Source organism: Oxynema aestuarii AP17 (assembly GCF_012295525.1).
GTDB classification, from domain to species: Bacteria; Cyanobacteriota; Cyanobacteriia; order Cyanobacteriales; family Laspinemataceae; genus Oxynema; species Oxynema aestuarii.
The window spans coordinates 2,950,578-2,970,182 of record NZ_CP051167.1 but is presented as its reverse complement, the minus strand read 5'-3'; the positions used below and the strand labels follow the sequence as shown (position 1 = coordinate 2,970,182).

The following is a 19,605-nucleotide window of genomic DNA, read 5'->3' as shown; positions in this document are numbered from 1 at the left end:
TCTTGACAAAAATCTGAAAAATACAAATATTCCCATTATAATATAGATTATAACAAGAAAAACTCAGCCGCGCAAGCCCCTTTCCCACTTTTTCCCGGCTCGCGCGATCGCAGTAAAATCAACGTAGAATTCACCTAATCATTAACATCCTTTGGGCATCGAATTTCAGATCGATCCTAAAGTACCAATCATTGCCAATTCTTACCATATTGCTCGCAAGATGGTTATTGCAGCACCCGAACCCCAAGCTACCCTCAAACCCCGTGGCGAACAACGAGTGGTTTTTCGTGGCATCAGTTGGGATAACTATGTCCAAATGCTAGAAATGCTCCCGCTATCTAGAGGGTCTCGGTTGACCTACGATGATGGAGTATTGGAAATTACGATGCCTCTTGAAGAACATGAATTTGCGCGGTGTTTAATCGGACGGTTCATCGTTATTTTAGTGGAGTTATTGGGGTTGCGGATTAAAACCATCGGGTCAACTACAATGAATTATCCGCTTCTCAAAAAAGGTGCTGAAGCCGATAATGCTTATTACATTCAAAATCAGCCATTAGTGAAGGGACGCCAGATCGATTTTAACCAAGACCCACCACCGGATTTGGTGGTTGAAGTCGATATCACTCACACGGATATTGCTAAAAATCAGTTTTATGCGACGTTGGGAGTTCCGGAATTTTGGCGCTTTGACGGGCAGGTGTGGCGGATTTACGCGCTACAATCGGGGGTGTATGTGGAAGTCGATCGCAGTCCCACCTTTCCCCAAGTTCCGAAAGCTTGGCTTTACTCTTTTTTGGAGACGGCTAAAGACGACGAAATCGAGGCAATGCGACAGTTACGATCGCGCTGGCAAGAACAGTCTAGCTCGTCCATTTAGCCGAGAGCGATTTTATCAAAAAAGTAGCATAATTTGGCGATCGCCAACCGGATTGAGCATCTCACAGAGATGTTTAACTTCTTATTATTTTTCTTTACAAAAAGATACGCGAAAAACCCTAAAAAGGTCTTGCTTTCGAGGCGGTTTTTCTGGTAAACTTTTATATTATAATGGAGATATTGACAAAAATTTTAAAAATACACACATTCCCATTATAATATGAATTATAACAAGAAAAACTCAGCCGCGCAAGCCCCTTTCCCACTTTTTCCCGGCTCGCGCGATCGAAGACAATCTTAGATCTTAGATCTAAAATCTCAAACCGAGACCGCCTTGGACGGAGATCGCGGTATCGTCCTCATCTTCGTAAGCGTCAAACGCAAAAATCGCGTTACCGAAGACAACCATACGGGTATTGGGAATGGCAAAATCGATCCCCGGTTGAATGGCAAGACTGGTTCGATCGCCAACAGGAGTATCCCCAGAAAAGACGAAAGAAGGACCCGCACCGACGTAGATATCCGTTTGCCAGGTGATCGGGATATCGTAAGACAGGGTAGGAACGACGGCGGCGCCGTCGCCGTTGAAGAAAGCTTGAGCGCGTAAAGAAATCGGTAAAGTCAAGAATTTATAACGGGCGGCGACAATCCCGGCGGCTTCACGATCGCCGTCCGGATTTTCCGTAGTCGCAACCGAACCGCCGACGCCGATGTAACTGCCGTAAGCCGCTTGAGCGTTAGCGCGCGGGACGATCGCCCCCAAACTGGCAAAGCTTCCCAGGGCGATCGCCGCCAAAGCCGAACCGAAACTGATAAAACGGGTCATCTCCTTACTCCTCCATACACCTGAATAGACGCCATCGATATCGAACCGATCCGCTCGATTTTAGCTTATGCGATCGCCGCCATCTCTACCACGACTCGGCGCCGGGGGAACAGAGATCGTGAATCCCCCCTCGCGCACAAATATACTCGATCTGGCGATCGTCCAAATTGCGAACCGAATTAAAATTGACCCCCGTCAGCAAATCGACCCCCTCGGACTCCGAAGAAGGTTTAATAAAATCCACTTCTTCGGACGACGAGGAAACAGTGAAATTGACCCCTTGAAAATCGGCGCCGTCGAGAGTCGCCCCGCGCAAAACTGCCGCACTCAAATCGGCCCGTTGAAAATTCACCTGTTGCAAATTCGCCCCAGTGAAGTCGGCGCCGTTGAGTTGAGCGCTGCTGAAATTGGCTTGTTGTAAGTTCGCTTGGGTAAAATCGGCAGTGGTTAAATCGGCGTCTTGCCAATTCGTTCGCATCACCGAGGCGGCGCGCCAGTTCGACCCCACCGCTTCGGTGCGGGTGAGGCGGGCGCCCTCAAGTTGAGCTCCCGCAAAATTGGCCTCGCCGAGATGGGCTCCGGTAAAGGTCGCTTCGGCGAGGGTCGCTTGTTGGAAGTCCGTATCGATCGCCCGCACGCTGCTGAGATTGGCGCGGTTGAGCTTCGCTTGAGATAAGTTGGCGCTGCTGAGATTGGCGCGTTGCAAGTCGGTATTTTCTAAGATCGCCTGAGAGAGAAAAGCAGCGCGCAAGTCCGCATCGGTGAGGGTGCTGGCGGTCAAATCCGCTTTGCGATCGTCGAAGGTACCGAAACGGCGATCGCTCCCGGCCCCGTAAAAAAGACTGCCGCGAAAACTGGCGCCGTCGAGTCGGGCGCCGCGCAGTTGAATCCCCGATAAATCCGTTTTTTCGAGAACCAGAGCAAAAGCGGCATCGGTATCGAGCCGTCCGAGATGGGTGCGATTGAGATCGATTTCGTCTAAATCGCCGCTATGAATTTTTAACAATTTGGCGATCGCCCGTTGGGTCGCTTGCAAGCGCCGTTCCACCATTTGCCGTTGGGCAGTATCGGCGCTGTAGCGCAAAGCATCGAGATCGGCTCTCACCGCTTGGTTGGCGGTTTTGAGATAGGGAAGGGCGCGCGGACCGCTACTGACGAGAGCTTGTTGGATGGCTTCGAGGCGATCGCCATCATTTTCAAGTCCGAGTAAGTCCGCAAGCAATTGAATCCCCGCATCGGGGGCGTCGAGATTGCCGAGGGCGAGGATGGCGCCCTGGCGTTCGTCCGGGGCGAATTTTTCCACGAGGGCGAGAAAGGTTTCCCGTTCGCGTTCGGCGCGATCGCGTAACGTTTGCTGTCCCTCGACGTAAATCTGAGTACCCATCCAAGTGACGAGAAAGGTACTCAGCCCGATTCCGAGAGCAAGGCCCCAACCGAGGGGGCGCCGCATCCAGTGTATCCCGGCGGGTACCTGTTCGAGAGGGACGAGAGCCGGGGAAATCTTAGCTTTACTATCCATGGAGGTCGAGCGGTGCGCTTGAGAGATTTTTACCCTATCCAAAGGATCGCCCTGGGTTCCCGTGCAGTTTTGTAAGGGACTGGTGTAGAAACTCTCCAACGCCGCATCGATCGCCAACGTTCCCGCCACCCGATCGTGTAAGGCCCGGCGATCGCGATCGAAACAGGCATTTAAACTATCTAACGCCAAACTCCCCGCCGCCAACGCCCCGAGTAACGTCAAATCCGGCACCGCACCGCCGTAACGCCAAAGACAATAAGCCAAACCCACACCCATTCCCCAACGTCCCACCAGTTCGCGCACTACTGCCCGGAGCAAACCCGGCGTTCGCCCGCTCACCGCCAGCACCTCCACCCGAAACCAGCGTTTCGGCAAGGTTTGACCTGTTTTGCCCAAAGCGTACAGTTGCCACGCTCCCAGGGTCACCGGAGCGACGATCGCCGCCATCCACAGTAAATTCGTCGCCGGGGGAACGCGCTCCACGCAGGACCGTCCCGTGCGATCGTCGCAAGGACGCGGCAACGCCAAAATTGGCGCGATCGCATCTTGAGCTCGGGCCAATACCGGATGGAGCGGCACGCGATCGCCCCCCGCCTCGTGAGTTCGCAGATATTCCCCCGCACCCCACGGGCCGAGGGCACTGGCCACGAGCAAGGTAATTTCTAGCACGCTGGCAGCACCCCGGCGCCAGATCGAGCCTTTCGTTTCGATCTCGGTCGGTTGCGATCGCTCGGGATTGGCTTTTTTGTCGGGAAAGAGACCCGGAGGACGAATAAATTTCACGCCGATCGATCTTCCGTGATAGTAGAGGCGCTGAGCCTTTCCGGTGTCGAGTCCGCGATCGCTCAGTGCCTCTACTATGCCCAATTCGGTGCAAATTCTCAATAGCCCAGGGGAGAGTCGGGAACTGGGAGCGGGGAATCCTTACAGGGGACGGCTTCTCAAACCATCGAGCTTAACGTCCGCGCTGCCTCGTTGAGCTTGTGCGTACTTTCTTTCGTTTGCGCGATCCCGCTTGCGGTTTCCTTCGACCCTGCATTGATACTGCTCATTGCCGTGACGACTTGATCGAGGGCGATCGCCTGCTGTTTGGAAGTCAGGGAAATTTGCTGGGAATTGACCACAATCTCATTGATAGCTTCGACAATAATGCCGACGGTTTGTTTTCCTTCCACACTCGTGCGAACCGTCCGATCCGTGGCACTTTCGATCTCGGAGACCAGTTGATTGATCCGTTCGGCAGCTTTGCGGCTTTCGTCGGCGAGTTTGCGGATTTCGCTGGCGACTACGCCAAACCCTTTTCCCTCCCCTCCGGCGCGCACCGCCTCTACAGAGGCATTGAGAGCCAGGACGTTCGTTTGATTGGCCAGAGTGCTGACCATATCCGCAATTTTATCGATCGTTTGGACCTGCTCCATCAAGCTGACAGTTTGTTCGGCGATCCGATCGACTTTCTGGCGCAGTCCCTCGCCGCGATCTCGAACCCCCTCGTGGTGTACGCTGGCACTATCGACCAGAATGAGAACCTGTTTGGCGCGATCGAGGGCGACTTGAGCTTGGCGGGCCGATTGTTGTGACGAAGCGTTCAACTCTTCAATGGTGCTGGTGGTTTGATTGACTGCACTCGCTTGCTGGGTGGCCACTTTTTCCTGTTCTTCGGCGGCGGCGGCGATCTCGCTAGAACTGCGACTGACCCGATTCACCGTTTCTCGCAATTTGGACAGGATCGACTGACTGAAAACATAGCCGAACGGAGAGGCGCCGACGACGGCGATCGCCAGTAAAATCGTGTAAATCCAAACCGTTTGTTTGACGATTTTTCCTGCTTTCTTTCGTTCGATCGCCGCCATTTCTAATTGAATTTCACTGAGTTCTCTCAAGGTTTGGGAAACCGGATCGATCGCCCGGTATAGTTCCCCGTCTAACTGGGCAATCCGAGCGCGATCGCCCCGGCTCAAACTGTCTTTTAGTTGCTCGATTTGAACGTCGGCTACCGCAAAGCGATCGCGGGCTTCTTTAATTAATTGCCGTTCTCGCTCCTCTACTTCGATCTCCGTATAGTCGCTCCACTTTTCGGAAATATTATTTTGAGCAGTTTCTACAATCGCTAAAGCTTCGGTCTGCCCCATGATTCCTTCATTCACTTTATTGGCCGCATCGATAATCTCGACCGCATAACTTTGCTCGACAGATTTGAGCAAGAGTAAAGGAACGATGCGATCGTCGTAAATGAGACCGACTTCGCGATCGATGCGAAAAAAAGATAAAAGTGAATAAATACTAATTCCGACTAAAATTGTTGCCGGAATTACAAAAAAGCCGAAATAAAGTTTCGTTCGTAATTTTTGGGTTCTGACTAACATGAGGGATCGTTCAAATAAAAAATAACTGGATTGAAATGCGGTCATTGCGATCGCTCAAACTCATCGCTCAAACTCAATAAAATTAATCGAAAATAAAACCTAATTAAACGAGCTTTTTCAAATCAAGAATAGCCGTGTTGAGCTGTTGCGTCCCCGTTCGTACTTGAGCGATGCCAGTGGCCGTTTCTCCCGAGGCTAAATTTAAGCGGTGCATGGCTTCCACGACTTGAGAAATGGCGATCGCCTGCTCCCGAGCATTGCCGGAAATCGCTTGAATACTGCCGACAATTTCATCGATCGCCCCGACCACGACTTCTACCGTTTGATTCCCTTCTTTCGTCGCCGTCACCGTGGCTTGAGTCGCTTTTTGAATATCCTGCACTAACGTATTAATTTGCTCCGCCGATTTACGGGAGCGATCGGCTAATTTGCGAATTTCACTGGCTACAATTCCAAACCCTTTACCTCCTTCTCCCGCGCGCACGGCTTCCACCGCCGCATTGAGCGCGAGCATATTCGTTTGTTCCGCTAAATTACTCACTAAATTGGCAATTTTATCGATTTGGCCGAGCTGTTCCCTCAAAATCTCCATCTGTAACGCAATTTGGCTGACTTTCCCTTCTAAATTCGTGCCGTCGCGATCGAACGAATCCCCAGGCTCCAGTCCGGCGCGAACGCCGTCGAGGGTTTTGCCACTGACTAATTTGAGAATGTGAAAGACGCCTTGCGCCGCTTCTTCGGCCCGTTCGGCAGTGGTTTTAGAGGACGCATCCAACTCGTTCATGGAGGTAGTGGTTTCACGCACGAAACTCGATTGTTGGGAGGCGTTGCGCTCTTGCTGTTGTGCCGTCGCCGCAATTTCGTGAGAAGACGTGGAAATCGATCGCACCGCCTCTTCGATGCGATCGCGCACGCGAGCGGCAATATAAATCGCACTCCACAAACACAGCGCGATCGCGATCGGCGTTCCCCAAATTGCCAGGAGACTGAGAAAATCTAGTGCGTCGTGGGTACGCTCTTTTCCCTGAGCGAGCCGAATGCGCTCGCGTTCGAGAAACTCGTCGTAAATCGCTTGCATCTTGCGAATAATTTCGCTACTTTCGTCCGTCGCAAATGCTTGTAAAGCGGCGTTTAAATTGTCATTTTGAACCAAAGCGAGCATTTGGTTCTGAGTCGCTGCAAGTTGTTCGCCGAGTTGTACGAACCGTTGAAAACGCTGTTTCTGTTCGGGATCTCGAAGCGCTTCGATCTGATTTTCGAGGTTTCTTACCGTTTGGTTGTAACTGCTCAGTCCGATTTCAAATCCTTCTCGATGGCGCGGCTTCTGATTGACCAAATAACCGCGTAACGATCGCTCCATTCGGATTGCATTGAGGGTGGCTTCCGACATCGAGTCCGATACCCCATGAGAGATCTCGATCGCGTCGGTCAGTTGGTTGACATTGCGAGCATTGACAAATACTAGAGGCGCGATCGCGCTCAATAACAAAATGGGAATTGCATATCCCGATAAAATTTGCCCTTTCAATTTTAAATTGAGCATCAATCCCTACTCGTTACTCTATGAATTTGACGATTAAACCCTGTTAAACCCGGTTGGAATACATCTATGCTCGATCGCGCGATCGGACTACGATCGAGTCCCCAGATCCTGTAAACATTGCCGTCTTTAAAACTAATGTATGTTTTTCTTCATCTCTTCGATCTTCGATCCGGTCTGAAAATATCTTAAATGAATGGAGTTTAACACATTTGACTCGGGAAGATTTGACTGCGTATAAAGAAAAAGTCAATTCAATGGGGAGGATTTCTAACGGCTAGATTCCCTGTTTTTGTATCCGGTATTCTCGATCCGTTTACCTAGGCTCTCCGGAGGAGAATCGCTCGGATCGACTCGGGAAACGATCGCGTTTTCGATCGTCGCGAGCTGCACCCATCGAACCTGTCATTTCTTCGATCGCACCAAGTCACCCAACCCCTGACGGACTTCAAAGCATTGATAATGGCGATCGGCCCATCTAAACTTAACCGAATCGAGGGGCGATCGCCACTCCGATCTTCCAATTAAACTTCTTCTTTCAGTCGTATAGCTGCTTGATTGAGTTGTTGAATACCTATTTTTGTTTGGGCAATTCCCGAAGCCGTTTCTTGCGCCGATTGATTCAGTTTATTCATCGCAGAAACCACTTGTTGAGTAGCCAGGGCTTGTTGTTGGGAACTTAAAGAAATTTGTTGGGCATTGACGGCAATATAGTTCACGGCAGAAACAATACTTTCCACACTGCGTCCGCCATCTTCGTTAATGACAACCGCCGAATTCGTTGCATTGCGAATATCGACGATTAATTCACTAATTTTTTCTGCCGATTGCTTGCTGCGATCGGCGAGTTTGCGAATTTCGGTGGCAACAACAGAAAAGCCTTTTCCGTGTTCTCCCGCACGAACGGCTTCGACAGCAGCATTAAGAGAGAGCATGTTAGTTTGATTGGCTAAATCGCTGACTAAGGTCGCAATTTTTTCGATTTGATTGACCTGTTCGGTTAAATGGACGATGCGATCGGAAATTTGTTCGACCCGATCGCGCATCGTCTCCGAACGGTCTGCAGATTGATGGGAAGATGCATTGAGTTCGTCCATCGTCGTCGTCGTTTCGCTGACGGCGGTCGCTTGTTCTTGCAAGACCCGTTCTTGCTGTTCGATCGTGCTGGCAATTTCTTGAGAAGAACTGGCGATCGTCGTGGCGGTGGTTTTAATTGTTTCTGTAATTCGATTGGCGATCGCCCAAGCTGAAACGAACGCCAACCCCAACACAATCGCCGTACTGGCTAACACTAAAATACTCAACCGTTCTAAATTCGATACAGTGTTCTCATTTTTGAGATCTTGAAGTTTATCTTCTTCACTATTAAACTCATTGAGAGCGTTTTCGATTTGAGCATTCAAGCTTTGCCGGAATTGCGATCGATACAGGTCTAGAGCTTCTTTTTCTTGTCCGTTTTGAGCCAATTCGAGCAATTCTTGATTGAAGTCGATTACTTCTTGGGAGATTTTAAGAATTCCCTCTAACCTCGCTCGCTGTTCCGGAATCATCGTGTCAATATTTTTCAAGACTTCTTTAGATTGATTTAATTTAGACAAACTTGTTTCAAAATCATCAATAACTTCCGGATTTTTTTGAATTAAGTATCCTCGGGCTGCACGCTGTATTCTGGTAATATTTAAAGCAATTAAGTCAGAATTTTTAACGATGACTTGACCCAATTCGGAACTATCTAAAGAATCCTTCACATTTTGGACGCTAAAAAACACAGCTCCAGCCGAGATCGTCGATAGGAGTACGGGAATGGAATATCCCAAAAGAATACGAGTGCGAAGAGTTAAGCGATCGAACACGGGTATTGACCTCGATTATCTTGAACAAATGGATAGATTTCGATCCTAATATCAAAATTATCCCTATATTCTGGATTCACTCAGCAACGGAGATTGAGGGAGATCTCCGTTGTCACCGGAATGACAGATTGTTTGCGCGTACTTTATTGTGAATGAGAAATGCTAGATCTCGCAATCCTATCTGAGTTGTAAAATCGATCGATCGCGAGTATCCTCTATAAATCTTACGATCTCAATCCATCGATCTAACCTATCATTCCCGTGAAAAGAATCTATCCACTGAAATCGAACCGTACCCACGGTTGAATCGGGTTAAAATCCTATCTACTGACCATTCCAAACGATCGCAGATGACTATATCTGAGTGATGAAATACTTGAAATACTTAGCTGTTAGAATTTTAAACAGCATGGGTCAAGAAGCGCGAACGCGAAAGCCTCGACTGAGGAGAATCGTTCCTAAAACCATAATTATAAATAAAATTTTCGGTGCTGCGATCGAGATACCCGCCACTTTACTCCTATGCATTTTAAAAGAGAAATAGCCGATCGAACGTTGTGTTTGCGAAAGCAAGTCAGGGGGCGATCGCCTCAAAAAAACGATCGGTAATAGCTCGCGAATCCACTAAATTAATTCTTTAAGCTCTTTAGCCTTAATATTTAGGTTTTCCATCCCCAGTTTCGTGACTTTAATCCCTTGAGCCGTTTCGTTGGCCGAAATATTGACATGCTGCATTGCGTCGAGAATTTGTTCGATCGCCGCCGATTGTTCGCGGGTGCTTCTAGAAATTTCTTTAACACTGACGACCACTTCTTCGATCGCCTCGCGAACCCCTTCAAATACGGTGGCAGTATCTCGGGTAATTTCCATGCCAATTTCCACACTCTTATTACTTTCGTTAGAAGCCCTCACTGTCGCCGTCAACGACTCTTCCAACTCCTTCACTAAGGTATTAATTTGTTCGGCAGAATGATGACTGCGATCGGCCAGTTTGCGAATTTCACTGGCGACCACCCCGAAACCTTTCCCATCTTCCCCCGCTCGCACCGCTTCCACGGCAGCATTGAGTGCGAGGACGTTTGTTTGAGACGCAAAATCACTCACCATTGTGGCAATGTTGCCGATTTGATTGGCGCGATTGCTCAATTCTTCAATTTGCAGTCGCATTCCTTCGACTTTTCCCTTGAGTAAGGTCATTTCTTGTAAGGTTTTCTCGACCGCATTCGTGCCTTTTCCAGCCAGATTGAGGGCTTTTTGAGCGCCCTGCGCCGATAAATCCGCTTGGTTGGCGGCTTGACGAGAAGACGCATTTAATTCATCCACGGAAGAGGTGGTTTGATTGACCGCAGAGGCTTGCTGTTGGGTAATGCGCTCGTGTTGGTTAGTCGTGCTGGCAATTTCATTAGAAGACGTGGCGATCGCGTTGACAATATCCTGTAAAGTCGCGACGATCGCCCGACGAATGGTGACAAAACCGACAGGGGAACCAATAATTAAGGCGACCGCCAAAAACGGAATAAACACCATCAAAGTTTGGCGATAAATTTGTGCCGCTTTTTCCCGTTCGTCTTCGGCAATTTCTAACTGTAAATCGCTCAGTTCTTGAATTTTAGCCGTCAACGGGTCGATGACATTATAGAGCGGTCCGTCAAATGCACTCAAGCGGTCGGGATCCCCGCTCCGCAGCGTCGCGCGCAAATTGGCGATCGCGGGTTCCGCTTGTTGAAATAACTGCTCGACTTCCCGCGCGACTTGAGCTTCTCGGGGGGTTAAGTTCGTCTGTCGATAGGCTTGCCAATTCTCCTCGATTCGAGTCGTAGCGCGATTGACGGACTCCAAGGCCCGATCGCTCGTCCACAGTCCGGCGTGCGCTTTGTTGACTGCATCGATAATCGCCAGTCCGTAATCGTCAGAAATATTTTTGAGCTGTTGTAAGGGAACGACGCGATCGTCGTAAATGGTACCCACTTGGTGGTCGATGTTCGCGAACGAATAGAGCGAATAAATTCCCAATCCCGTTAACGAAATGGTGGGAATTGCGAAACCGATATAAAGCATGTGGCCGAGTTTCATCTTCTGATTGTCCTCGATAGTCGATCGTGGTCTCGATCTCCTGATAGCGATCGCCAAGCCACTCCCTCGATCCTGACAACCGGGAAGCGATCGCGGCGATCGCTCGACACCCCCATCCTTTATACCCGTTAAAGAGCAAGGCTCTCGGCAAAAGCGCGATCGCCGATCCCGATTAAATGATCGTTTTGAGTTGTTCGGCGGCTTGATTCAATTGTTGCGTGCCGAGTTTAACTTGAGAAATCCCTTCGGCACTTTCATGAGCGGCTGTGTTGAGATTATTCATCGCATCGACGACTAAGGCGATCGCGCTGGCTTGCTGTTGCAAATTTAAGTAAATTTGCTGGTTGTTGACGGCCATATTGTTGACCGCTTCCTGAACGCCGTTAAACGCTAGAGCCGTGTCTCCGGCAATGCGAACCCCTTCGTCGGCGGTTTTGATCCCTTCCTCGGTGACCATCACCGTGGCGTGAATCGAGTTTTGAATCTCGTTGACAATACTATGGATTTTTTGGGCGGATTGGCGCGAGCGATCGGCTAATTTGCGGATTTCTGCCGCCACTACCGCAAAACCTTTGCCGTGTTCTCCGGCCCGTACCGCTTCCACTGCCGCATTGAGAGCGAGCATGTTGGTTTGATTGGCTAAATCGCCGACTAATTGAGAAATATCGCGAATTTCGCTGGTTTGGTTGCTCAGTTGGGCGATCTGTTCGGCGATCTCGCCGACTTTACTTTTGAGGGTTTCGATGCCATCTTGAGTGGTGACGACGGCTTGCGAACCTTTATCGGCGAGATCTAAGGCTTCGTTGGCACTGGTGGATGCATCTTGTGCCTGTTGCGCCGACTGTCGCGAGGAGGCGGACAGTTCGTCCATCGTGGTCGTGGTTTGATTGACCGAAGAGGCTTGATGGACGGCGGTGCGTTCTTGTTCTTCGATCGCCGTGGCAATTTGCCGGGAGGAAGAAGCGACGGTACTGGCGGCTTCGTTCATGCGCTGGTTGATGCGCGAGATAATCCAACTCCCGACGGCGATCGCCACGAGCAGCGAAACGATACTCGCACCCAAGGTCACGGATAAGAGAGAATCTAAGGCATTCTCTTGTTCCGCTTGTCGTTCTTCGACGATGTCGTTTTCTCGCTCTTGCATTGCTTCGAGAATGTCGGTAATCTCTTCGCTGAGTTCGCGACCTTTTTCGGCTTTCCACAAGGCGATCGCTTCTTGGGTTTTGCCCGCATCGACTAAGGCGATTAATTGGCGGTCGAACTGGTCGAGATTTTCGACTAATTCGGTCATTTTTTCATAGTTTTGTCGTTGCTGTTCGTCAGAAATGACGGTTTGGAGTTCGGCAGCGTAATTCTCGTAGTTGCGATCCGCTTCTTCGTAAGTCTGACGGGAAATCTCACTTTTTTCGAGCATGTATCCCCGAGCGGCTCTCGATAATTGCTGGACGTTAAATCCGAGTTTATAAATCAAATCGGCGATTCGATCGGATTCTTTCCAGAGAGCTGCTTCTTCTCGAACCGTGTGAACGTTCACAAAAACTGCCGTTGAAGTCAATAAGAATAAAAATACCGGAAGAGCATATCCTGCAATAATCCAAGATCGGATCCGATAGTGTTTGACATCGAACATTTGGACTCCTCTTTTCTGTCAAAAAATAAAAATTTAATCTTTCTTGTAGATCGAGAACCCCGACAAAAAAGAAGAGAGCTTCTTCGGGTTGGAGACAGCAAGTCAACAATACAATTTGCCAGATTTAGAATCTTTTGTTAAGGACAAGTTTAATGCCATCTAGACTCGAATGCTCTCTTTCTCTATCTTGCCCTAGATATTTCTAAAAAAGGCTATATTTTTATTACAAAAAACAACGAAAATGTTGCCGAGTCGATCGCGGGTGCCGATCGCGGTTCGGACGGCGAATCCCATGACAAAATCGGCGATCGGGTCGAGCCCTCCCCCGCGATTCTCTTTTGGAGACGCTTTCCCGTTCGCATCGGTCGGGTCGAAGATCCGGGGTTCGATCGTGTTTGAAACATCGCGATCGCGGCAATTGCGATCGGATTTTACGGGCTGGCGATTCTCCTTTGGAGACGCTACGCGATCGCCGGATTGAAAGTAAAAAGAATGAAAAAATTTAGAGATTTTTTAATAATTGCCCATTCCTCGAATTCGTCTTCTTAAAACAGATTTTGGCGGACAAGGGATTCACCTTTGCAGACGATCGGCGCGTTCGCCGTTGCCCGCCAGATGGAGAAAGATCGGAAGCGACATTTACAGTAATTGTTTACAATAATTTTTTGAGATCGTCGCTGGCTTCGTCGAGTTCTTTCAACGAGAGATGACTTTCTTGGCTGATGCTGGCGATCTGTGCGATATCACTTTCCAACTGCTCGATGCTGACGAGCAACTGTTGCACCGTCATTGCTTCTTGCTGGCTGTGAATTTCCACTTGGGCGATCGCCCCATCGATATCCTCAAACGCTTGTTTGAGCGTGTCAAAATCTTGGACGCCGCGATCGAGGGAAGACCCTTCCCCACTGGCGGTTTCCATCTCGCGCACTAAGGGGGAAATCTGATTGGCACACTGTTGGCTTTCATACGCCAAAGCGCGCATTTTGAGGGCGACCAAATCGAACCCCCCCGTCGGCGAACCCGTGCGTAAGGCTTCCACTCCGGCGTTGAGGGCGAGTAAATTGGTTTGGTGAGCCAACTCTTGAACGACGCTGGCAATTTGGTGAATTTCACTCAGTTGTTCCCACAAAAAGGCGACGTGGCGATCGAGCACTTCGAGACGATCGCGGCTTCCCTTAATTTGCGAGCTAATTTGATGAGAAGTAACGTTTAACTGTCCCAACAGTGCTTGGGTATCGCTGACTCCCCTGGACTGGCGCTCGATCGCCCCTTGCTGGAGGTCGAGCATGGTCTTGACTTCCCCGGAAAACTTGGCCACACCCCGAACGGCTTCGCGCAGGCGATGGCTGACGTAGCGCGACACCTGGGCGGCGATCGCCACCGCCACCACCACCCACACCGAGGTGGCGATCCACTGCCACCGCAACAAACTGGAGATCGTCATTTCACTCTGTCGGTTCTGTTGCGAAAGCAATTGATGCTGAGTGCGGACGAGAGCGGCGATTTCCTGATTTAACTGGCGCATCAATTTTTGACTTTCGGCGGCGGTAAACGTGCGGATGGCGCGATCCCGCTCGTTTCCCTGGATTAAGGCGATCGCGTAGCGATTGAGGGTATCGATTTGCGTCCCCAAATCGACGATTTCTCGCACCGCTTCGGCGTGGGGAGACCCTTGCAGTTCGGCGATCGCCACCTGGGACGAGTTCTCGAATAATTTCACTCCCTCCTCGTAAGACTCCAGCCATTCGCTTTCCGGATCGAGCATAAAACTCGCTGCAGATTGTTGCATTTGTGCGATCGCAAAGCTCATCCGTTCGGAGACGACGAGTAGATCCCCTTGTTTCGCACTCCGGTTAACCTGGCGCGATACCGATTGCATTTGCCCGAATGCAATGGCGGAGATCGAGATCGAGAGTAAGACGGGAACCCCGTAGCCCCACAGAATACGCTGTCTTATCTTTAATGGGTTTAACATTCCTCAGTCAGCATCAAGCATACGAAACCTCTTGTCACCATTCATCCCCCCGACAAGTCAATCCAGAATCGATCGCCGACAATCTTATCGGGGTTCGGGCGATCGACAGGCGGGGATCGATTGCGGGAGGATCCCTCGGGGGGCGATCGCCGTTACGGTTCTTCATCGACGACCAAACAGCCGTCCGTGAGGATTTTGGCCAGATCGAGCAGGCTCATCATCCGATCGCGATAGGCGACCGTACCGCGCAAATATTCGTCTTTACTCGAATGGATCGCCGCCGGAACGGGCATCACTTGGGAGGAATGCACGTAAGTCACGTCACAGACTTGTTCGATCGCCACGCCGACGACGAGATCTTGGAGGTGAATGACCATCGCTTTCAAGTTAGACCCCAAATCGGTGAGGGGTAAATTGAGCAAATGACGAAGATCGACTAAGGTGACGATCTCGCCGCGCAGGTTGAGATTCCCCAAAATATACGAGGGACAGCAGGGAATCGGCACGATTTTGTCAATGTCGGTAAACTCGCGCACTAAATTCAAATCCAAGCCAAAGTATTCTCCATTGAGTCCGACGACGGCGATCGGCATCAATCCGGCGAGGTCTTCGCCTTCGGTGCGGGTTTTGAGGTTTTCGGCGCGATCGCGCAAGATCGCCAATTCTGCCTCGGAGGCGTGGGGATAAAGGCAGCGATTTTTGCGGCCTCGGGGCGCTTCTTCGAGAATTAAACTGCTTTCGGGGAGCTCTCCGTTGTCGTCGAGAACCTCGTCGATGAGCGGTTGCACCGATTCCCCGGAATGAATCAACCGTTGGCAATCGAGGATCGTGACCAATTCGCCCCCGGTTTTGGCGACGCCGCGCACGAGGCGATGGGAGTGGGGGGTCGCTTGTCGTCCGTAAGATAATTCGGTGACGATTTCTGTGGCGGCGATCGCCTGGACTTCGTGGACTTGATTGACGATTAAGCCGACTGTATCTCCCTCACTTTCTAAAACGATAATACTATCGGCGATCCCATATTCGCCGAGGGCATATCCCAAGCGCAGTTCCAGAGCCATTACGGGCAGAATTTCGCCGCGCAAGTCGATCAAGCCGACGATATCCGGGGGCGCTTCTTGGATGGCGCTTAAGGCGGGTAAGAAAAAAATCTCTTGTACGGATTGGGTGTCCACGCCGTAACGGGCATTGTTTAAGGTGAAAATCAGATACGATTGAATGTCGCTCATAGCTGTAAACCGAGGTTGACCGTCGCGCGGCGAACGCGCTCATCGTCTCCAAAGGAGAATCGCGTAGGGTCTCTCCAGGAGAATCGCCGCAGAGCCTGCACCCAAAGTACACCCCGATGCCGTGCGCTGCTGCACTCTATTGGGCTTCTCTACCGACTAAATTTTCTAAATACAGCAATAAATCTCGTGCGGTTAGCGGGTCGCGGCGTTTGACTGGGGTGTCGGGATGAAGTCTTTTAACGATATTGAGGGCAATCAAACGCAGCTTTTTCGCCCGAGCGAAATTTTTTTGCATTTCGTAAATAGACGCTAATTCTAAATAGGCGTAAATGCACGAATTGTCCAGGTAGATAATGCGATCGAACCAATATTTTGCCCGGTCTAAATCTCCTTTTTCTTCGGCGATATGGGCGAGCAGATAGTAGGGTTCGACGGAAAGGGGGTTGAGATCGCTGGCTTTTTGCGCGGCGGCTTCGGCCCGGGAATAATGGCCTAAGTTGGCCGCAATTCTGGCAATTAGGCAGTGGGCTTCAAAATAACGGGGGTTGAGTTTTAAGATGCGTTCGGCTTGCTTGAGGGCGTCGCCGTAGGCTTTGCGCTCGAAGAGGGTTTGCGCTTCGGCAAATAAGAGGTCGATCGCCTCGGGTTTGAGGGTCAAATCGGCGGGGGGTTGGGGCGCGACCCATTGCGCTTTGGGGGAAGGGGAGGAAAAGGTTTGGGGAACGGCGATCGGGAGGGAGCTAGGGGAGGGGTCCGATAAGGGATCGCGGGCGCGGTCCAGGCTCAGTTCGTTGGGTGTATGAGGGTTCGCGTTGGCTCGAACTCCGGTTAGCGGGGGCGCGGGGGGCCGGGTAAACTGGGCGGATCGTTGGCTGGCGGAGCGTTTGAAGGCTTGGGGGGTGGGGAGGGTGCTGGCGGGGCGAACGCCGCGTTGGTAAACGACGGATTGGGGGAAAATTTTCGAGTTCAACCCGGGCAGGGGTTGACCGTGCAGTTCGGCGTGGGCGACGATTAAATAGCCGCCGCTTCTCAGGGTTTGAGAGAATTTGTTGACGGTCGCGGCGATCGCGCTCGGCTCGAAGTAGACGAAGACGTTACGACAGATAATTAAGTCGAAATCGTATAAGTCGCTGCCGGGATTGGGGAAGGGATCGGCGAGTAAGTTGCCTTGGCGAAAGGTGACTAATTGGCGCACGGACGGATCGATCGCCCAGCGATCGCCGCGTTTGTGAAAGTAGGTGGACAGGTAACGCGGATCCATGCTGCGAAAGGACCAGGGACTGTATACCCCTTTTTGGGCTTTGGCGATCGCTTCGGCATTAAGGTCGGTTCCTAAGATGAATAAGTCCCAATCGTTTAAATCGCCGATCAGTTCTTTGAGGACGATCGCGATCGAATAGGCTTCTTCTCCACTCGACGACCCCGCACTCCAGACTCGCAGGGAAGGACGGTAGCTCTGACCGTTTAAATGAGCTTGTTTTCGTTTTTGAATTAATTCGGGAAAAATAATATTTTCGAGCAACCAAAATTGGCCTTTATCTCGAAAAAAATAAGTTTCTCCGGTGGTGAGTAACTCGATCAGTTCTTTCCATTCTTGTCGGGACAGATCGATCTGGCGATCGCCCGTCGTTAAGAGGGATCGCCCCTCGAACGAATCGCGATCGCCCCTCCCGGATCCCGTTTTAGTAGCCGCTTCTAGGAGCTGATAGTAATCTTGAGTCGAGGGTTGTTTACAAGCGTTAATACGAGTTTCCAGTTTTTTAGACAAGTGTGGATATTCGGAGGGGCGAATTTGCAAACCCGTGTAGTCTGCAATCAACCGCACGAACCGTTCGATGAAATCTACAGTCATTCTCTTACAACCTTTACCAGCCAGAGCGTGTCCCAGAGCAAAATAGGCGATCGCCTCTTATCGCCTCTTGTTCGGGCAAGTTCGTTCGTTGCCGCCAACGAGTGAGATCGCCTCACTTCCGTCGGCAACTAACTGTTTGAGCGTCGATCGTGACGAGGCTCACCCCCAAGCCGTCCGCTCCGATGCCTACATGCGGCTCTTACAAGAAAACGAACGCCCCGCGCGACCGCGATCGTCCGCCAACACCCCAATTGCAAAGGGATCGAACTGGAAACCAGCGTCGAGCAAACTGTCGGCGTGGTTTCGATCCCTCCCGAGCGTCTCGCAACTGGCACCCTCGATTTGCTGCGATTGCTTCGATGTCTCTATTCTGTTCTCATTCTAACCATTGTTTGACGATCGCATAGGGGGAAAGGGGCGATCGCCCCTTATTTTAATACTGATATAAGATCTTGCCCTCACTGGGCGCCTGGACGGCGGGGTGAGGTTTGAGGGGAATGTATCGCCGTACCACCTCCAGCCATTGCTTGCGATCGGCTGATTTTCCTTGGAATGCGCAAGCACCGCTTAATTTTGCCCGAATTCGTTCTTTCAACCCTTCGCGATCGCCGATCATGACGATCGGCGTCTTTTCAAAGATCCCGGTTTTCCGTAAAAAACGGCACAGGGAATACCCGTCGGTTTCCGGAAGTGCGGTTTCCATAAAGACAAATGCAGGTCTTTGCTTGACGAGATTGCTCAATTCTCTCAAGGGACTTTGAATGGCGACGAATCGATAACCTGCGGGGACGAGAATGCTTTCTAAGGTGCGCTTCATCGTCGGACTCGGATCGATGCAGGCGACGAGGGGCCCGGGAGGATTCACCGCCGCACAAACCAGGCGCAATTGTTCGGCGGGAGAGAGTAAATCCGGGACGTCGCGCAGCTCCATTTTGCCTTGCTCGATGAAATGGTTCAGACTGCGCGCCACGACGGCGATCGGCTGCTTGCGTTTGATCGCCACGTCCCAACAGGTGTTGTGCCCGTTGAACAGTTGGGTCATTTTTAAGAGGGTATCGGACTCGCTGGCGCTGGAATAGGGGTTAATTTCGGCGAATACCGGAGCGCGATCGGGACAAATGTCTTCCAATCCCATCCCTTGCCATTGTTGCCACATCCCGCGCACTTTTTGCAGGATTTGGTGGACTTCTCCCGTCGAAAGCGGCAATTCTAAGGAAATTTGCATCGACGGCGGTCGCGTCGAGGCGATCCAGCGAATGCTGAAGTCCGGATCGTTGCGTAAGCTAAATAAAACTTCTTTGAGGATGCTGCGTAACAGGGCTTTAGCTTGATTGAGGGTCAGTTGTTCTTGCAAGACCGCTTCTTGTAAAACCTGATATTCCCACAGGTTGGTGTTCGAGACTTTATTTGCGTCTACGGAGAAGTTGGGACAGTAGAGCTTGAGCGCTCTTTCCCACCGTCGCACTCGATGCGGCCCCCCGGTAGCGTAGAGCAAGTGACCGAGAAAGAAGTAAAAGGTCCACTGGCGATCGCCTTGAGCCAGCACGAGCCTTCCCGTCGCCTTCTGTTGGCCGAGCGCGATCAGTTTCTTCTCTAGCTTGATACACCCCGTTGTTATGGCAGCCATATGGATTCCGAGTCGATACTCTATTTTTATATTTTATGTTTTTTAAATTGGGTTTGGCTACCGTACTTTTCCCGAAATTCGATCGCCAAAACTTTACCAAAAGTTTAAACTCTTGGGGGTCGTTTTCTCCAGTTCACCCCCGATTCTTTACGAAAACTTTAAAAATGGGGTCTGACCCCTCTTTTCGTCTATAGTCGTGCTGTTTTTATTCAGTTCTCTAGCAAAGCGATCGCGGCGAT

The 19,605-nt window shown here is 50.8% G+C and carries 12 protein-coding genes; 1 reads left to right on the top strand and 11 read right to left on the bottom strand.

The genetic code is table 11. The annotated features are described in order from the left end of the window. Nucleotides 1–220 precede the first annotated feature (220 nt). The gene (locus HCG48_RS12095) at nt 221–880 is read left to right on the top strand and encodes a Uma2 family endonuclease (protein WP_168569384.1); all 660 of its coding nucleotides are present in this window, start codon (nt 221–223) and stop codon (nt 878–880) included. A 309-nt stretch (nt 881–1,189) separates the two neighbouring features. Here HCG48_RS12095 and HCG48_RS12090 read toward each other — a convergent pair whose 3' ends face one another. The 11 genes from HCG48_RS12090 to HCG48_RS12040 all read right to left on the bottom strand — a co-directional run bounded on the left by HCG48_RS12090 (nt 1,190) and on the right by HCG48_RS12040 (nt 19,366). Beyond that, nucleotides 1,190–1,705 carry a hypothetical protein gene (locus tag HCG48_RS12090; protein WP_168569383.1) on the bottom strand — a complete coding sequence of 172 codons (516 nt, stop codon included), beginning with the start codon at nt 1,703–1,705 and terminating at the stop codon, nt 1,190–1,192. An 85-nt stretch (nt 1,706–1,790) separates the two neighbouring features. Further along, a complete protein-coding gene (locus HCG48_RS12085) occupies nt 1,791–4,109 on the bottom strand; it encodes a pentapeptide repeat-containing protein (protein ID WP_168569382.1) in 2,319 nt (772 codons plus the stop codon). Nucleotides 4,110–4,165: 56 nt separating this feature from the next. Beyond that, nucleotides 4,166–5,587: a HAMP domain-containing methyl-accepting chemotaxis protein gene (locus tag HCG48_RS12080; protein ID WP_168569381.1), complete on the bottom strand. Its 1,422-nt coding sequence runs from the start codon at nt 5,585–5,587 to the stop codon at nt 4,166–4,168. 103 nt (nt 5,588–5,690) lie between these two features. Then, the gene (locus HCG48_RS12075) at nt 5,691–7,130 is read right to left on the bottom strand and encodes a methyl-accepting chemotaxis protein (protein WP_168569380.1); all 1,440 of its coding nucleotides are present in this window, start codon (nt 7,128–7,130) and stop codon (nt 5,691–5,693) included. A 521-nt stretch (nt 7,131–7,651) separates the two neighbouring features. After that, nucleotides 7,652–8,980 carry a methyl-accepting chemotaxis protein gene (locus HCG48_RS12070; RefSeq protein WP_168569379.1) on the bottom strand — a complete coding sequence of 443 codons (1,329 nt, stop codon included), beginning with the start codon at nt 8,978–8,980 and terminating at the stop codon, nt 7,652–7,654. A 624-nt stretch (nt 8,981–9,604) separates the two neighbouring features. Next, nucleotides 9,605–11,053, bottom strand: coding sequence for a HAMP domain-containing methyl-accepting chemotaxis protein (locus HCG48_RS12065; RefSeq protein ID WP_168569378.1), 1,449 nt, complete (start codon nt 11,051–11,053; stop codon nt 9,605–9,607). A 172-nt stretch (nt 11,054–11,225) separates the two neighbouring features. Beyond that, entirely contained in the window at nt 11,226–12,683 is a 1,458-nt protein-coding gene (locus HCG48_RS12060) for a methyl-accepting chemotaxis protein (protein WP_168569377.1), read from the bottom strand. 652 nt (nt 12,684–13,335) lie between these two features. Then, entirely contained in the window at nt 13,336–14,658 is a 1,323-nt protein-coding gene (locus tag HCG48_RS12055) for a methyl-accepting chemotaxis protein (protein ID WP_168569376.1), read from the bottom strand. Nucleotides 14,659–14,810: 152 nt separating this feature from the next. Beyond that, nucleotides 14,811–15,887, bottom strand: a complete 1,077-nt coding sequence (locus HCG48_RS12050; protein WP_168569375.1) for a chemotaxis protein CheW — start codon at nt 15,885–15,887, stop codon at nt 14,811–14,813. 136 nt (nt 15,888–16,023) lie between these two features. Further along, the gene (locus tag HCG48_RS12045; RefSeq protein ID WP_168569374.1) at nt 16,024–17,739 is read right to left on the bottom strand and encodes a CheR family methyltransferase; all 1,716 of its coding nucleotides are present in this window, start codon (nt 17,737–17,739) and stop codon (nt 16,024–16,026) included. A 433-nt stretch (nt 17,740–18,172) separates the two neighbouring features. Continuing rightward, nucleotides 18,173–19,366: a response regulator gene (locus HCG48_RS12040; protein WP_168569373.1), complete on the bottom strand. Its 1,194-nt coding sequence runs from the start codon at nt 19,364–19,366 to the stop codon at nt 18,173–18,175. Between the last annotated feature and the right edge of the window lie 239 nt (nt 19,367–19,605).

What these genes read in the sequence shown, in the direction of transcription:
- HCG48_RS12080 (WP_168569381.1), bottom strand. Translation starts at nt 5,587, where the DNA reads ATGTTAGTCAGAACCCAAAAATTACGAACGAAACTTTATTTCGGCTTT.
- HCG48_RS12055 (WP_168569376.1), bottom strand. Translation starts at nt 14,658, where the DNA reads ATGTTAAACCCATTAAAGATAAGACAGCGTATTCTGTGGGGCTACGGG.
- HCG48_RS12050 (WP_168569375.1), bottom strand. Translation starts at nt 15,887, where the DNA reads ATGAGCGACATTCAATCGTATCTGATTTTCACCTTAAACAATGCCCGT.
- HCG48_RS12065 (WP_168569378.1), bottom strand. Translation starts at nt 11,053, where the DNA reads ATGAAACTCGGCCACATGCTTTATATCGGTTTCGCAATTCCCACCATT.
- HCG48_RS12095 (WP_168569384.1), top strand. Translation starts at nt 221, where the DNA reads ATGGTTATTGCAGCACCCGAACCCCAAGCTACCCTCAAACCCCGTGGC.
- HCG48_RS12045 (WP_168569374.1), bottom strand. Translation starts at nt 17,739, where the DNA reads ATGACTGTAGATTTCATCGAACGGTTCGTGCGGTTGATTGCAGACTAC.
- HCG48_RS12090 (WP_168569383.1), bottom strand. Translation starts at nt 1,705, where the DNA reads ATGACCCGTTTTATCAGTTTCGGTTCGGCTTTGGCGGCGATCGCCCTG.
- HCG48_RS12075 (WP_168569380.1), bottom strand. Translation starts at nt 7,130, where the DNA reads ATGCTCAATTTAAAATTGAAAGGGCAAATTTTATCGGGATATGCAATT.
- HCG48_RS12060 (WP_168569377.1), bottom strand. Translation starts at nt 12,683, where the DNA reads ATGTTCGATGTCAAACACTATCGGATCCGATCTTGGATTATTGCAGGA.
- HCG48_RS12040 (WP_168569373.1), bottom strand. Translation starts at nt 19,366, where the DNA reads ATGGCTGCCATAACAACGGGGTGTATCAAGCTAGAGAAGAAACTGATC.